This window comes from Ruegeria sp. BI12 (assembly GCF_056537985.1).
Window position 1 is genome coordinate 2,121,760 of sequence record NZ_JBQFSL010000001.1, and the last position, 14,564, is coordinate 2,136,323.

At 57.6% G+C, this 14,564-nt stretch carries 17 protein-coding genes; 4 read left to right on the plus strand and 13 right to left on the minus strand.

Features of this window, described 5'->3' with window-relative positions; all coding sequences use genetic code 11:
- A complete protein-coding gene (locus ACR0AK_RS10710) occupies positions 1-699 on the plus strand; it encodes a CbiX/SirB N-terminal domain-containing protein (protein WP_480793287.1) in 699 nt (232 codons plus the stop codon).
- A gap of 31 nt (positions 700-730) precedes the next feature.
- Here ACR0AK_RS10710 and ACR0AK_RS10715 read toward each other — a convergent pair whose 3' ends face one another.
- The 5 genes from ACR0AK_RS10715 to ACR0AK_RS10735 all read right to left on the minus strand — a co-directional run bounded on the left by ACR0AK_RS10715 (position 731) and on the right by ACR0AK_RS10735 (position 5,127).
- On the minus strand, positions 731-1,741 hold the full coding sequence (locus tag ACR0AK_RS10715) for a GGDEF domain-containing protein (RefSeq protein ID WP_480793288.1): 1,011 nt from the start codon (positions 1,739-1,741) through the stop codon (positions 731-733).
- Positions 1,738-2,325, minus strand: a complete 588-nt coding sequence (locus ACR0AK_RS10720; RefSeq protein ID WP_480793289.1) for a heme NO-binding domain-containing protein — start codon at positions 2,323-2,325, stop codon at positions 1,738-1,740. The genes ACR0AK_RS10715 and ACR0AK_RS10720 overlap by 4 nt, the downstream gene beginning before the upstream one ends.
- 119 nt (positions 2,326-2,444) lie before the next feature.
- Positions 2,445-4,004 (minus strand): trimethylamine methyltransferase family protein, encoded by a 1,560-nt coding sequence (locus tag ACR0AK_RS10725; RefSeq protein WP_480793290.1) that lies wholly within the window; start codon positions 4,002-4,004, stop codon positions 2,445-2,447.
- Between the two features lie 120 nt (positions 4,005-4,124).
- Positions 4,125-4,817, minus strand: a complete 693-nt coding sequence (locus ACR0AK_RS10730) for an HAD family hydrolase (protein WP_480793291.1) — start codon at positions 4,815-4,817, stop codon at positions 4,125-4,127.
- Between the two features lie 25 nt (positions 4,818-4,842).
- A complete protein-coding gene (locus ACR0AK_RS10735) occupies positions 4,843-5,127 on the minus strand; it encodes a DUF3572 domain-containing protein (protein ID WP_480793292.1) in 285 nt (94 codons plus the stop codon).
- Between the two features lie 87 nt (positions 5,128-5,214).
- On the opposite strand from ACR0AK_RS10735, the gene ACR0AK_RS10740 reads away from it, so the two are divergent.
- Positions 5,215-6,603, plus strand: a complete 1,389-nt coding sequence (locus tag ACR0AK_RS10740; protein WP_480793293.1) for a diguanylate cyclase — start codon at positions 5,215-5,217, stop codon at positions 6,601-6,603.
- A gap of 5 nt (positions 6,604-6,608) precedes the next feature.
- Here the strand turns inward: ACR0AK_RS10740 and ACR0AK_RS10745 are convergent, their stop codons facing one another.
- Genes ACR0AK_RS10745 through ACR0AK_RS10760 form a run of 4 tightly spaced genes read right to left on the minus strand, consistent with a single transcriptional unit; the run spans position 6,609 to position 8,513 of the window.
- Positions 6,609-7,082, minus strand: a complete 474-nt coding sequence (locus tag ACR0AK_RS10745; protein WP_480793294.1) for a periplasmic heavy metal sensor — start codon at positions 7,080-7,082, stop codon at positions 6,609-6,611.
- Positions 7,079-7,432, minus strand: a complete 354-nt coding sequence (locus ACR0AK_RS10750) for a hypothetical protein (protein WP_480793295.1) — start codon at positions 7,430-7,432, stop codon at positions 7,079-7,081. Before ACR0AK_RS10750 ends, ACR0AK_RS10745 begins: the two co-directional genes overlap by 4 nt.
- Entirely contained in the window at positions 7,425-8,039 is a 615-nt protein-coding gene (locus ACR0AK_RS10755; RefSeq protein WP_480793296.1) for an RNA polymerase sigma factor, read from the minus strand. Before ACR0AK_RS10755 ends, ACR0AK_RS10750 begins: the two co-directional genes overlap by 8 nt.
- Positions 8,040-8,045: 6 nt before the next feature.
- Positions 8,046-8,513 (minus strand): EF-hand domain-containing protein, encoded by a 468-nt coding sequence (locus ACR0AK_RS10760; RefSeq protein ID WP_170558462.1) that lies wholly within the window; start codon positions 8,511-8,513, stop codon positions 8,046-8,048.
- Between the two features lie 190 nt (positions 8,514-8,703).
- Here ACR0AK_RS10760 and ACR0AK_RS10765 point away from each other — a divergent pair, with 190 nt between their 5' ends.
- Both ACR0AK_RS10765 and ACR0AK_RS10770 read left to right on the plus strand, forming a co-directional pair.
- Positions 8,704-9,102 (plus strand): DUF983 domain-containing protein, encoded by a 399-nt coding sequence (locus ACR0AK_RS10765; protein ID WP_170558463.1) that lies wholly within the window; start codon positions 8,704-8,706, stop codon positions 9,100-9,102.
- Positions 9,103-9,127: 25 nt separating this feature from the next.
- A complete protein-coding gene (locus ACR0AK_RS10770) occupies positions 9,128-9,829 on the plus strand; it encodes an NUDIX hydrolase (RefSeq protein ID WP_480793297.1) in 702 nt (233 codons plus the stop codon).
- A gap of 23 nt (positions 9,830-9,852) precedes the next feature.
- On the opposite strand, the gene ACR0AK_RS10775 is transcribed toward ACR0AK_RS10770, so the two are convergent.
- The 4 genes from ACR0AK_RS10775 to nuoN are packed head-to-tail and all read right to left on the minus strand — an operon-like array spanning position 9,853 to position 14,554.
- A complete protein-coding gene (locus ACR0AK_RS10775) occupies positions 9,853-11,520 on the minus strand; it encodes a ribonuclease J (RefSeq protein ID WP_480793298.1) in 1,668 nt (555 codons plus the stop codon).
- Positions 11,517-12,296 carry a type III pantothenate kinase gene (locus ACR0AK_RS10780; protein WP_170558468.1) on the minus strand — a complete coding sequence of 260 codons (780 nt, stop codon included), beginning with the start codon at positions 12,294-12,296 and terminating at the stop codon, positions 11,517-11,519. The genes ACR0AK_RS10775 and ACR0AK_RS10780 overlap by 4 nt, the downstream gene beginning before the upstream one ends.
- 11 nt (positions 12,297-12,307) lie before the next feature.
- The gene (locus ACR0AK_RS10785; protein ID WP_480793299.1) at positions 12,308-13,057 is read right to left on the minus strand and encodes a biotin--[acetyl-CoA-carboxylase] ligase; all 750 of its coding nucleotides are present in this window, start codon (positions 13,055-13,057) and stop codon (positions 12,308-12,310) included.
- Between the two features lie 54 nt (positions 13,058-13,111).
- Entirely contained in the window at positions 13,112-14,554 is a 1,443-nt protein-coding gene (gene nuoN / locus ACR0AK_RS10790; RefSeq protein ID WP_170558470.1) for an NADH-quinone oxidoreductase subunit NuoN, read from the minus strand.
- Positions 14,555-14,564 lie beyond the last annotated feature (10 nt).

Below are 14,564 nucleotides of genomic sequence, written 5' to 3' on the forward strand. Positions count from 1 at the left end.
ATGCCGAACGCCTTAATCGTCGCCCACGGCCAACCCTCGGATCCTGCCCCTGCCGAAGCTACGCTGGCGGCTTTCGCGGCCGAGGTCGATGGGTATTGTGATGAGCTGAGCGTTTGGTCCGCGACCCTTGCGGCACCTGGAAAGCTTGAGGCACGGTTGGATGAGCTTCCCGAAGATATTGTGATTTATCCTCTTTTCATGGCCAAGGGGTGGTTCGTGACAAGTGCGCTACCTAAGCGCCTTGGCGATAGAAAAGCCCGAATCCTGGATCCGCTGGGCGTTGATCCTGACCTCCCTGCCTTGGCTGCGAAGGCGTTACGAGAGACCCTATTGGGCAAGGGTTGGGATGCGGCTAAAACTGATCTGGTTCTGGCCGCGCACGGATCGGGTCGCAGCCGTAACCCATCAGCTGTCGCCATTGAGTTTTCCAATGAACTAGCGAGGTTTGTGACGTTCCAATCCATCCGAGTCGGGTTTGTGGAAGAGACCCCATCCATTGCCGAGGCCGCAACCGGGGCTGATAATCAATCTCTGTGCCTGCCTTTCTTCGCCTGCACCGGTGGGCATGTTCGGGAGGACGTCCCGCAGGAACTGAAGCGAGCGCGATTCAATGGACACGTGATGCCGGTTGTCGGAGATCTTCCGCCCATCAAACGCCATATCGCCGAAATTCTGAGCCGGGCTTTTTCGCAGGATTAACCAAAATACCCGCCCTACGCGGGGCCCGAGGTCATTGCGAGCTGGCCGGTCTCAACCCATTGGCCGCAAGCGCCGAGTACAGACAGTGACGCGACCGTCCCTGCCGCTTTGCCTCATACAGCGCCTGATCGGCCGCGTTCAGAACTTCTGCCGCGTCCGGCGTGCCAAACTGCGTGGACAGTGCCGTTCCGATGCTTGTTGAAATCTTACACGGAATGCCCTGAAACATCATGGGCTGGCATAGCCGACTGATCAGGCGCCCTGCTATTTCTGACAGGGTGTTTTCGTCGACCAAGTCTTTAAAAATAATGACGAACTCATCACCGCCGATCCGGGCTACTGTGTCCTCATTTCGTGTCTCTTCCTCCATAACGCGCGCAGCCTGTTGCAGCACAAAGTCCCCTGCGGCATGGCCAAGGCGATCATTGACGCTTTTGAAGTAATCCAGATCAAGATGCATAAGCGCGAAAACGGAGTTCCCGGAGATTAAGTGGCTCAGTACCACATCCATCGCACGGCGATTTTTCAACCCCGTCAACATGTCTGTTATGGCCTGCTCTTCCGCAGCCAACATGGCCCCCTGCAATCGCAGATTCAATGAACGCGATGCCTCCATCGCGGCTGTTTTCGCCTCAACCAGATACAGCAATTCAATCGCCAAATCCGTGCCAGAGAAATCCGCGCTCGTCAGGGCGTAGTCACGAACTGCATCCAGTATCGAAATCCCGAAGGATAGGTTGATGATGGTCCCGTTCCCCTTTGGCAAAGGTGCGATTAGCCCGGTCAGCGCTGTCCGGGGTTCATCGTGAAATTTCAAATGCACTTTTCCACCGGTCAAAGACAGCAGCCCCGCAATCTTTGTAACTGTTCGCGGCCGAACCAGTTCAAAGACGTCCAAAAAGTCTCGATCCCGCATCGGGTGATCCGGGCGAAGCTTTTGCAACGTCGGCCCGGCATTCACGATCCTGCCCTGATCATCCACCATCACAAACATGGGGCATAGCGTGGCCAAAAGGGCCGAGAGTTCAGAGGTTTGCATCATGACTTGCGTGCCCCTAGATCGAAATGACGCCCTTCGGCGAACGCGCTTTCGATCAGAACGATCGTGATGACCTCAGCGTCGCCGCACTGCCCTTCATGCGACAGCATGGCCAATGCTCCATAATCGTCTGCAATTGCCCGCAATACGCCAACCATCACGCTGGAATAGCCTTGCAGACCGGGGAAGCAGTACAAGTGATATTCTGCCGGCGACACCTCACGCAATTCCAGCATTGGCAGGCGCAGATCGGATACTGCAAGGCGGGCACGATCCGACAAGTCATCCAGCGAGTGCAGGAATTCGACATATGTCACACCCCCGAACCGAAGCAGTCGGCGCAAATCTTCCATATTGGGGTGCGACACCAGATAGGTTCCAAGATCCTCCAGTATCTCAGCCCGCGGGCGTTTCAGGTCAGCACAAAGCGCGTCCAGGACCTGTCCGGTCATGGCGTCATCATATACCAGCATTGCCTCAAACTCGGTTAATCCCAGACCCGCAGCCTCGGTCACCCGCAGCCAGCAAGGTTGTCCGTAAGTCGCGCAAACAAATGACTGTATTGCCCGATTGATCAGACCATGCATGAGATGCCCCAAATTGGTTACGCCCCAATCTGGTCAGATAATCCTTAACAAATAGCCAAAAAAGCGATGCGCTGAGGACAATCTGGAAGAGTCTCATTATGGAGGTATTTGTTGTCGCACTAGAAATCTGTCGGCGCGCCACCTTCCGCCTTTCGGCGGGCGACGAAATCCGCCAGCTCCTCGCGGATTCCGTCATCTAGCGGCGGGGGCTCAAAGCTGGTTACAATTTCCTTGAACATGTGGTGGGCGCGCTCTGCCGTCCAGATACCACCGGCCACGTCCCAACCTTCGTAGTTTTTCCAATCACTCAGGAAGGGTTGATAGAATGCAGAGGTGTAGCGGTCCTGGGTATGCTGGACGCCAAAGAAGTGACCATCGTTTCCAACGGCCTTGATCGCATCCAATGCGATTTCGTCAGGGCCTGTCGCGGTGACCTCGGGCTGCATATACCTTTGGATTTGCTGCAATATCTCGCAGTCCATGATGAATTTCTCGGGGCTGGCGATCAGCCCGCCCTCAAGCCACCCGGCCGCGTGATATACCATGTTGGTGCCCGATTGCACCGCAGCCCAGAGCGAGTTCGATGTCTCCCAAACCGATTGCCCGTCCGGCACGTTCGCGGCACACACGCCTGATGAACGCATCGGCAGACCATAGTAACGCGCCATCTGGCCGGTCATTTGGGTCGAGCGCATGTACTCGGGTGTCCCAAATGCAGGTGCGCCGGATTTCATGTCAACGTTGGACGTGAACGTCCCGATAACACAGGGAATTCCGGGCCGGACATATTGGAACAGCGCGATTGCGCAAAGCGCCTCGGCCAGAGATTGCGCAACCGCGCCCGCCATCGTAACCGGTGCCATCGCACCTGCCAGTGTGAACGGAGTCACGACAATCGCCTGCCCGCGCCGCGCCAGGCGCAAACAGCCGTCAATCATCGGATGATCATGTTTCAACGGCGAGGTCGAGTTGATGTTGGTATACATCCGCGGGGTCGACTCGAACTCTTCATGGCTGTGACCACCAGCGATTCGAACCATTTCCATCACGTCCTCAACTCGCTCTTTGCCCAGCGAATAGGCGTGCATTGCCTTGTCGGTGAGCGTCAGCTTGTCATAGAGAACGTCCAGATGCCGGACGCTGGCGTGGATATCGACCGGCTCAACCGGGTAGCCCCCGGCAAAGTGGATACAGTTGAAATACTGCGTCAGCTTCAGCAGATTCCGGCACATCTCACGGTTACCGGCCACCTTGGTCCCGATCTCAAGATCCCAGTAATTCGGCGGAGAGGAGACGTTCCCGAACAGCAGGGTTTTGCCACCAACCTCAATCGTCTTGTCGAGGTTTCGTGGCGTGATCGTAAACTTTGACGGCGCTTTGGCCACCATTTCCATCACGAAATCCCGGCCCATGCGAACGTTGTCGCCATTGATCGTACAGCCGGCCTCTTTCAGGATAGTGAGGGCTTCTTCGTTGTAAAACTCGATACCGATCTCTTCGAGGATGCGCATTGCTCCTTCGTGGATCGCTTCGATGCCAGCTTGATCCAGCGGTTCGGTGGGTTTGTCGATGTTGATTGGCGGATTCCACGGCATTTGGTCGATCACCGAGCTGCCTCTGCGTGCCGCCGCACCGGCCCGTCCCCCTCCGCGACGTTTGCGAGTTTGTGTGTCAGCCATTGGAACCCTCCGGAACTTGCTTTCTTCAAGCAAGCCCCGAAGTCAGGGCAATCGCCGCTCTGTCTGCGACACACTCTGTCGGTTTTTTAACTCGAACCGTCGAAATCGGCCATCAGTTGGTCAGTTTTCGGCCAACCAGGCGGGAATGTGACCGATATCTGGGAGCACCACATCCGCCATCGGCGCCAGCGCTTCGGCTGGGGCCAACCCGGTCAGCACCCCGATTGTAGTCATTCCAGCGGCACGCCCAGCCTGAAGATCATGCAAACTGTCACCAACCATTGCCACACGAGCCGGTTCGACGCCGACATGCGCGGCAAAAGCGATCAATTGCCCTGGTCCAGGTTTGAACCCATGGCCGCTATCGTACCCGGCAACAAAATCGAAGTGATCGCGAATCCCGACTGAAGCAAGATGTTGCAACGCGGGCATTTCCCCGTCATTCGTGGCCACACCTAATTTAAGGCCCGCCTGCCGCAAAGCGTCCAGGAAGGGAACCAATGGAACAGCCGGGGCCTGTGTCGCCGTCGCCGATTCCATGTTCAGAATGTCGACTAGCTCATCGCTGGGCATATCCGGGAAAAACGGTGCGAGGGCTTCGGCGATCTCTTCAACGGTCCCTGCAATTACAATGCTGTCGTCGGAATATTTCTCGGTGATCGGATCAAAGCCGATGGCGTGACCAAGTTCGGCCGCGCGCTTTAGGTCCCCGTTTGACAATTTTTCCAACACGCTGCGTCCGAAACCACCCCAAGTGTCCGCGAAGTCAAACAGTGTTCCGTCCTTGTCGAACAAGATCGCGTCGATAGGCATTGCATGCTCCTGTCAGTGTATTGTTTCATGTCCAGTGAACGTCGCCGCCACCAGACAATACAGCCCTTGCCTGACCCGGCAGATCATAGGGCACGGAATTGGCGTCACAAAAAGCGATCACCCACGAATCGTCAAGCATCAAGAATTCAAGAACCGAACTCAGGAATTCCGCCTCTGATGCGCGGACCCGCAAATCATCGGTCGATGCGCCCGTCGAGCCCAGAAAAATCGGCAGCAACTCGTCATTTCCGACCAGCCACCCAAGGACGTTCAGGGCAAGCGTTTCGGCGGATTGGGCGGTGATCGGCATAAAAAGGCCTCGGAAGTGCAGTTGGAAAGGGTTTGTTAACCAGACTCATAAACACTTTGGCAACGCATGCAATCAACGGTGACTGATATGTCCGTGCAGGGAACCATCCTTGTCCTCGACGGGACTTCGACCAATCGCATTATGCTAAAGGTCCAGTTGACGGCGGCGTGGTATCACGTGGTTCAGGCTGAAAAGCTGCATGGTCTGGCCGGGCTACTGCGGCGAACGCACCCCGATTTGGTGCTGGTTGCACAAACGTTGCCCGACGGCTCGTCAGCAGACGTCAAAAGACTAGTGGTAGCCAACCCGGAACTGGGGGATGTTCCGGTCGTCGCGATCGCGCCGCAGAACGACAAAGCCGCAAGACTGCAAGCATTGGCAGACGGGTTGGATGATGTGCTGACCGCCCCCTTCACGGACACATTGCTCTTGGCCCGAATTCGCAGCCTTCTGCGCGCGCGTGCTGATACTCAAGAGCTTCAATTAGGCAACGGATCGCACCCAATTGGATTTGCTGAACCGGCCGCCACGTTGATTGCCCCTCCCAAACAGGCTCATGTGGCCATACTTACCCAAACTGCCAGGATCGGAACACTGTGGAAGACCGCGTTGTCGGGGCGATCGCGACACAGCCTCAGAAACCATCTGGCTTCGAACATGCGTGCATTGTTGTCAGGATCGGTGCCAGACGCGATCCTGATCGAAATCGGAACAAGCGCCGCGGGTCTGAATACACTGGCCGATTTAAAGTCGAGGGGGGCAACTCGGCACACGGTTTTGATCGCCGTCTTGGCGGATCACGACGCCGGATTAGCGTGCGAAGCGCTGGATCGTGGTGCCGACGCCGTTTGCATGGACGGGTTCTGCGCCGAAGAGGTTCAGTTGCAACTAGACAATCAGGTTGCGCGAAAGGCACGCATGGACCGGATGCGCGCTACGTTAAAACGTGGGCTTGCCGAATCGTGGGTTGATCCGCTGACCGGGCTGCACAATCGTCGCTATGCCATGCAAGCGATGAATCAGATGGCGCGGCAGCCTTCGCGAACCGGTCACGGTTTTGTTGTGATGCTGGCAGATCTGGATCACTTTAAGACCATCAATGACCGCTTTGGGCACGTCAGCGGCGACCGGGTTTTGACCGAGGCTGCAATGCGCATGAAGCGTACGGTTGGATCAGCTGGGTTTGTCGCGCGTATTGGGGGAGAGGAGTTTATGATTGGTCTGCCCGACAGCTCTCCGACTGGGGCGATAGAATTGGCCAAAACCCTGCGCGACTGTATCAGCAAAACACCCTTTTCTCTGCCCGATGCTTCAGCCCCGGTGCCCGTGACCATCAGCATCGGCCTGACGGCTCCAAATCCGCCCCTGACCCATAGCGAGCCGTTGGAACAATTGCTGAAATCGGCCGATAGCGCACTTTACGCAGCCAAGAAGGCGGGCCGCAATCAAGTAAGGGTCAGGCAGAGCGCTGCCTGAAACCTTCAGTCCTTTTTCTTATGGCCACGCGGACCTCGTTTGACGACCTCTTCCAACCGATCGGCATAGACCAGACGTTCTTCATCGCTCATGGCGACGACCCGCGCCAGCCACTCTTGCTGCAGGGCATCCTGCAGGTCCGCCATGGATTGCGCCTGCTGGTCCAACAGGGCCTGAACCTCCGCCGCTTCGAACGGGGTTGCCCGTAGTGCAGCGCTGAGTTGTGCAAAATCCTGGGATCGGTTGTTGGCCCCTTTTTTGTGACGGTCGAATAGCTCGCCGCGCATAGCTTTCCGCTCTTCTTTTGGCAGCGCACGATACAGCGCCGAGCCGAAGCCCGGTGGTGATTTTGCATGATCCCCGCCTTTGACCCGCAGTACGGTCCCCAGCGCGACGCCGACAACCAGCAGGTTCAAGGCCAGCGAGATGACAAGCAAAACTGACATCCAGCGGCTTTTGGGTTTGGGGCTATCGCTCATTCGGCGTCCTCCAGAAAACTCGTATCCAGACTTAGGTCAGCGACTACGAAACTAACATCCTCTGCGTAAATGTAGTTGGCGGGATCGGGCAGAAACTCCGGTGCTGAAAAACCGATCCAGACACCTGCCATGCTGGCCGCAACCAAACCGCCCATTCCCTGCCAACCGCCCAGACCGGTAAGCAAGCGTGCCCAACGAGGGGCTGCCTTAGGCTCGTCTGGTTGCAGTCGGCTCAACCGAACCGCTTCTGCATCCGTGAGAATGCGCACGGCCAAGTCATCCGGCAACTCCTGACGGTCTTGTCGGGCCTGGGCGAACAACAGATCCAGATTGTCTTTGTCTTCAGTCATCGTCATACCCCAGTTCATCACGTCGTCCGGCCAGAATAGCCGTTAACGACCGTTTTCCTCGTGCCGTCAGACTTTCCACCGCTTCCACCGAGATTCCCATGATCCCCGCGATTTCGGGGTTGGGCAATTCCTCAATATGCCGCAAAACAACGGCTTGCCGCTGCCGTTCGGGCAGCTGTGACAGCGCCGTTTGCAGCGCGTCCTTGCGGGCGGCATCCTGCAAGCGATCCGCCGCACTAGCCTCTTCATCTTCGGGCTCTGGCACATCGGCCAACCGGTCCGGCGTCTTTTTACGGCGTAGATCAACGCACAGATTCAACGTCACACGATAAAGCCATGTCGACACTTTGGCCTGATCAGGCACCCAATCGGGTGCCATCTGCCACAGGCGCATCATGGCCTCCTGCGTGACATCCTCGGCCTCAGCGCGGTTGCCAAGAAACCGAAGCGCCACCGACAAGCTGCGTGGTGCAAGCCGATCAGTGAGCACGCGTGCCGCTGTAGCATCGCCATTGGCAAACTGCCTGAGCAACGCATCGTCACCCGGTTCGTTCGCGGCGTAATCCACGCCGCGAACGTCTTGTGGAGCAGAGGTCAGGTCCTCCATCCCGCATCAGCTGTCGTCAGAATCCGCATTCCCACGTTTCTTGTGGCGTTTACCCATTCTGTCTTTTGCATCGGCAAATTCCTCTTCCGAGATGGCGCCGTCGTCGTTTGCATCGATCCGGTCAAACATCTTGTCAGCGCGGCGTGGCTTGGGCAACTCGTCCTCACTCAGAAACCCATCCTTGTTGGCATCGTTGCGTTCAAACATCTTCGTAACACGATCGTTGACCTTTTGTTGGCCCGCGGCCTGCATCTCTTCTACACTCAGCTGGCCATCGCCGTCTGTGTCGGCGTTAGTGAAACGCTGATTCCGATGAGCCTGCATTTCTTCCTTGGTCACCTGCCCGTCACCGTTCGCGTCGAGCTGTTGAAAGGTCACAGGTTCGCGATCTTTACCGCCTGCGGCCAAAACGGACGTGCCGGTGATTGCCAGTGCTGACACAACGATTGCCGGAATGAATTTGGCGCTTTTCATATCGTTTTTCCCTTGTTTTCGCGGCGCCATTGCCGCTGCTTACATAGGTTCAAACGCGGCAGACTGAGCATTCCGTCGCGGGGATCGAAACTTTTTTCAAAACGCTTGAGCGATGCAAAGCGACGCACCCCCTTTCCCGGTGGGCCAAACAAGCGTTATACCCTCATCATTGGAACGCGCGAGTATCAACATGACAGATCAAACGATCGACACCACCGACGTGGAAGACCGCCCGACAAAGCCTGCATTGGTCAAAGGGTTCCTTTGCCGTTGCCCCAATTGCGGTGAAGGCAAACTGTTGCACAGCTACCTCAAGGTAAACGACGAATGTTCGAAGTGCGGAGAAGAGCTGTTTCACCATCGCGCCGATGATGGCCCGGCCTATCTGACGATTTTGGTGGTGGGTCACCTATTGGCGCCGGCGCTGCACGTCTCTTACGTCCATTGGCGGCCCGAACCCCTGACGATGTTCCTGATCTTCGCCTTCGGCTGCACGGCCCTGTCGCTGTTTTTGCTGCCTCGATTGAAAGGGGCAGTTGTCGCCTATCAATGGGCCCGCCGTATGCACGGCTTTGGCCAGTCCAAGTGATTCCGGATCGCGCGTTGGACAAGGGATGACGGTGGACAAAACAGCTATACGGAACGCGGCGACGGTCATTGTTCTGCGGGATCGTCTGACTAATCCGTCTATTTTGATGGGACAACGCGGCGCGAATGCCGCGTTTATGCCCAACAAGTTTGTGTTCCCCGGCGGCGCTGTCGACGCATCTGATGCAGACGTGGCGCTTGTCACGGATCTACCTACTGTGTGCCGGGAACGTCTTGCTGAACAGTCGCAAGCCGGGTTGCAAACCGCCTTGGCCGTAGCCGCTATCCGAGAACTGTGGGAAGAAACGGGCCTGATCCTGGGCCAGCCCGATGACTGGGCCGGCCCGCTGACCGAAGACTGGGCAGCTTTTGCGCAGATGGGATACCGCCCATCCGCACAGGCACTTCAGTTCGTCTTTCGGGCTGTCACCCCGCCGGGACGTCCACGCCGGTTCGACGCGCGTTTTTTTCTGGTGGATGCTGCAGAAATTCAGGGCGATCTGGACGATTTCAGCCGTGCCTCGGACGAGCTGTCGCATCTGCAATGGGTTGCGCTGGATCGGGCGCGCGAATTCGACCTGCCGTTCATTACCGAGGTCGTGCTGGCCGAAATCGCCGCGCGGGTCACAGATCCAACACCGCCCAAATCCGTTCCGTTCTTTCTGAACACTGAAGAGGAAAACCTGTTCCTCAGGCTTCGTGGCTATCCCATGCCCGAAGCGGACTGAGGGCCATTGGCCCCCAGTTGAGTTTACTTCATCCGGCTGATCACCGTCGTGACTTCGGGCTTTTTGCCAATCTCGCTCTTTGCCGTTTGGCGAACAATTCGGCGCATGGCTTCTTCTAACTTGTCGTCGTCGCGCAAAGTTTTGTCTTCAGCCCGCATCAGGAATTGGTTCAGATCCTCTTCCAGGACCTCGACCAGCGCGGCACGAGACGACCCCAGTTCGGGCAGGCCCATCGTGTCACACCAGGGCTCTCCCAGCGGCTCGTTTTCCTCGTCCAGAATGACGGTTACCGTCACATGGCCGTTCAAGGCCATGCGAATTCGGTCGCGCACCACGCCGTCCAGCGCACCGATCTTGACCGTTCCGTCCAGATAGGTCCGTCCGGTTTCGACATAGTCGACAACCTGCGGCGCATTGCCGGTCAGGTCCAGCATTGTACCGTTCACCGCCAGAACACCCGAACGGCCCCCGGCCTCGGCCAGTTTGACATGCTCACGCAGGTGGCGATGTTCACCATGCATCGGGATGACAATCTGCGGATCGATCAGCGCATGTACTTTCTCAAGATCCGGGCGGTTGGCGTGGCCAGACACGTGATACAGGCCCGAGCTGTCATCCACCACATCCACGCCCTTTTCGCTGAGCTGGTTCATGATGAAAATTACGCCACGTTCATTGCCGGGAATCGTTTTCGACGAAAACAGGAACAGATCGCCCTCTTTCAATTCCAACCCGCGGTATTTTCCCCGCGCCAATTGCGCGCTGGCTGCGCGGCGTTCACCCTGGCTGCCGGTTACGATCAGCATCAGGTTCTGGCGCGGCATATCGACGGCCTCTTCGGCGCTGACGACACGCGGAAAGCTGGTCAGAATACCCGTTTCGGTCGCGGCCTCAATCATCCGGCGCATCGCGCGCCCCAACAGAACGACTGAGCGTCCAGCCCGTTCGCCCGCCTCAGCCAATGTTTTCACCCGCGCAACGTTCGACGCAAAAGTGGTGGCGACAACCATGCCGCTGGCTTCCTCGACCAGTTTGGTAATCTCGGGACCAACTTCGGACTCGGACCGACCCGCGTGGGGGGAGAACACGTTTGTGCTGTCACACACCAGCGCTTTGACACCGGGCTTGGCGACCTCGGCCCAGAGCTCGGGATCAAAAGCTTCACCCACAACCGGATTTTCATCCAGCTTGAAGTCACCAGAATGAACAATTCTGCCCTCAGGCGTGTCGATCACCAGGGCAGCACTTTCCGGGATCGAGTGCGAGACCGGCAGGAAACCCACCGTGAACGGACCAACGGTTATCTGTTCCGGCCATGCAGACGCTGTATGCACGGCATCTTCTGGATGGCCGTGTTCTTCCATCTTGCGCCGTGCGATGTTGGCGGTGAAGGCGCGCGCATAGACAGGCGCACCCAGCGCCTCATAGCAATGCGCCACCGCGCCCACGTGGTCCTCGTGCGCGTGGGTAACAAATACGGCTTCCAGCCGGTCCGCGCGCTCTCGCAGCCAGGAAATGTCTGCGTGGATCAGGTCAACGCCGGGGGTTGTGTCCATGTCGGGAAAGGTCACGCCCAGATCTACGAGGATCAGCCGTTCTTTTCCAGGTTTGCCATAGCCGTAGACATAGGCATTCATGCCAATTTCACCGGCACCACCTAGCGGTAGGTAGATCAGTCTTTCGCTGCTCATGTCGAGCCATTGTCCTTGTTATAGCGATGAATCACGGTCAGCCCGTGCATCGTCAAATCATCTTCGATTGCGTCAAACCCCACGTCCGCCTGATCGAACAGAGGCGCAAGCCCACCGGTCCCAACGACTTTCATCGGCATTCCATATTCGGTTTTGATCCGGGAAATCAGTCCCTCGATCAAGCCGGAATAGCCCCAATACACGCCGGATTGGATACAGCCAACCGTATTTGTGCCAATCACTTTTTCAGGGCGGGTGATATCGATATGTGGCAAGGCAGCCGCCCCCTGGTGCAACGCCTCGAGACTGAGGTTCACGCCCGGCGCGATGATGCCACCAACATAGGCCCCATCCGCCGCGACCACGTCAAAGTTTGTTGCAGTGCCAAAGTCGACCACAACCACATTGCCGCCATGCCGGTCGAATGCGGCAGCGGCGTTGGCCAGACGATCTGGGCCGGGCACGGTGCCCTCGTCAACACGGGGGGCCATCGGCAAAAGGCATTCAGGCTTGCCCACCACCAGCGGCCGACATCCAAAGAACCGATCTGCAAAGACCCGCAGGTTAAACACAACGCGCGGCACGGTGGAGGCGATGATCACATCCGTAATCTCAGCCTCGATCCCATAGTGTTTCACCAGCGTCGAGTACCACGTGAAATAAGCATCCGCAGTGCGTGCATGATGGGTCGACGTGCGCAGAGTGCACAGAAACTCTTCGCCATCCCAGATTGAGAAGACAGTGTTCGTGTTACCGCAGTCGATAGCCAGAAGCATCTGAGCCTCCTTCAGAAAAACACATCCGCCGCAGGAATGCTGACACGGCCCTTGGCGGTGTTTAGGACAAGGTTGCCCCCGGCGTCCACCGTTTCAAAGGTTCCAACCGTTTCCGACGCTGCGGTACGGGCCGTGATGACCTCTCCCAATTTTGCGGCTCGGGCCAGCCATGCCGTGCGGATCGGTTCGAACCCGTAAGTAGCGAATTGGTTTTCATACCCGGCATAGGCAGCAGCCAGTTCGGTCAGAAAATCCTCAGGCGTCACATGGGCGCCAGTTTCGGATAACAGAGAAACCGGGCGGACAGCGTCTGGTTCGACCAATTCCGCCCCCGGCGCCTCGGACAAGTTCACGCCGATACCGATGGACAAGTGCGAGACGCCGCGCCCCTGCCCCGTGCTTTCCAACAAGATGCCAGCCAGCTTGCCGCCGTTCAGCAAGACATCGTTGGGCCATTTAAGTGTCAAGCCTGCTGCCCGCCCGGTGACTGCTACGCAGGCGTCAAACAGTGCCAGCGCCGCCACAAAGCTGCGCAGTGCCGCCTCTTCCGGATTCCCTTGAGGGCGCATTAGCAAAGTCGCGGCCAAGTTTCCTTTGGGGTTAGCCCATGCCCTGCCCCGCCGCCCACGAGCCGCCGTCTGATGATGCGCCATGATCCACACTGGCCCAGTCGCTGTCGGGGCCATACGCGCGGCCTCGTTCAACGTGCTGTCGACCTCGTTAAGCACATGCAGGCCGTATCCTTGGGGCCAATCTGTCATGTCAAAAAGGCCCGGTCTGTTGACCGAGCCCCCGGGTTCAAGCTGCTACGTGGATCAGTTGACAAGTGTCGCTGCCGCAGCTGCAGCTGCGCCTTCAATTCCGAATTGATAGAACACGCCCACCAACATCAACGCGGCCGAGCCCATCAGGGCGACCCAAAGAACCGGCGAAGAATGCGTCTCGATCGGCTCATCGTTTTCGTCCCCGAAATACATGTAGAACACGATCCGCAGATAATAGAACGCGCCGATGACCGATGCGATGGCCGAGACGATTACCAGCCCGGTTAGCCCCGCACTAACACCTGCCTGCCAGACGCCAAACTTGGCGAAGAACCCCAACATCGGCGGCACGCCCGCCAGGCTGAACATCAAGATCAACACTGCCAGCGCCTTGCCCGGTTCCCGCTTCGAATATTGGCGCAGGGCGTCGATGTCCGTGATCGGCTTACCATCCCGCTCCATCATCAGGATGAACGCGAATGTGCCGATATTCATGGTTACATAAATCGCCAGATACATCAGCATCGCCTTGATGCCCATCTCGGTGCCTGCAGCCAAACCGATCAACGCATATCCCATGTGGGCGATCGACGAGAACGCCATCAGTCGCTTGATGTCACGCTGGCCAATCGCCGCAACTGCACCCAGCAGCATCGACAGAACCGAAAGCAGGACGATCACCTGTTGCCAGTCCTTGATCACACCGCCAAATGCATCGTGCATTACGCGTGCGAACAGAGCCATGGCCGCCACTTTCGGCGCCGTGGCAAAGAAGGCAGTGATTGGTGTGGGTGAGCCTTCATACACGTCCGGTGTCCACATGTGGAACGGCACGGCTGACACTTTGAACGCAAGGCCTGAAATCAGGAATACCAGACCAATCAGCAGGCCAATCGAAATCTCACCATCCTGTACCGTCTGAATGATGCCCGAGAACAGCGTAGTGCCGGAAAATCCATAGACCAGAGATGCACCGTATAGCAGCAGACCCGAACTCAGCGCACCCAGCACAAAGTACTTCAGACCAGCCTCAGTCGATTTGGCGCTGTCCCGGCGTAGCGCGGCCACGACGTAAAGCGACAGTGACTGCAGCTCCAACCCCATGTACAGCGACATCAGATCGCCGGCGCTGACCATCATCATCATGCCGACAGCGGCCAGCGCGACCAACAACGGAAATTCGAACCGCAACAGGTCGCGACGCGCCATGTATTCCTGGCTCATCACCAGAATGGCCGCAGCGGACAACAGGATTGCTACCTTCGAGAACCTTGCGAACCCGTCATCGACAAACATGCCGTTGAACGCAACGTTGGTGCCATCGCCATTGGTCGCGATCCAGATCGCCAGCAGCGCCATCAACCCCGCTGTCGTCCAAACCAGCGTCGGCGCAAGCCCGTCCTTCGTCGTGTAGACAGCCCCCAAAAGCGCCGCCATCGCATACACGGCCAGAATGATTTCCGGCAGGATTATTGTCAGATCAGCCTGGATCATGTCTCCAAAG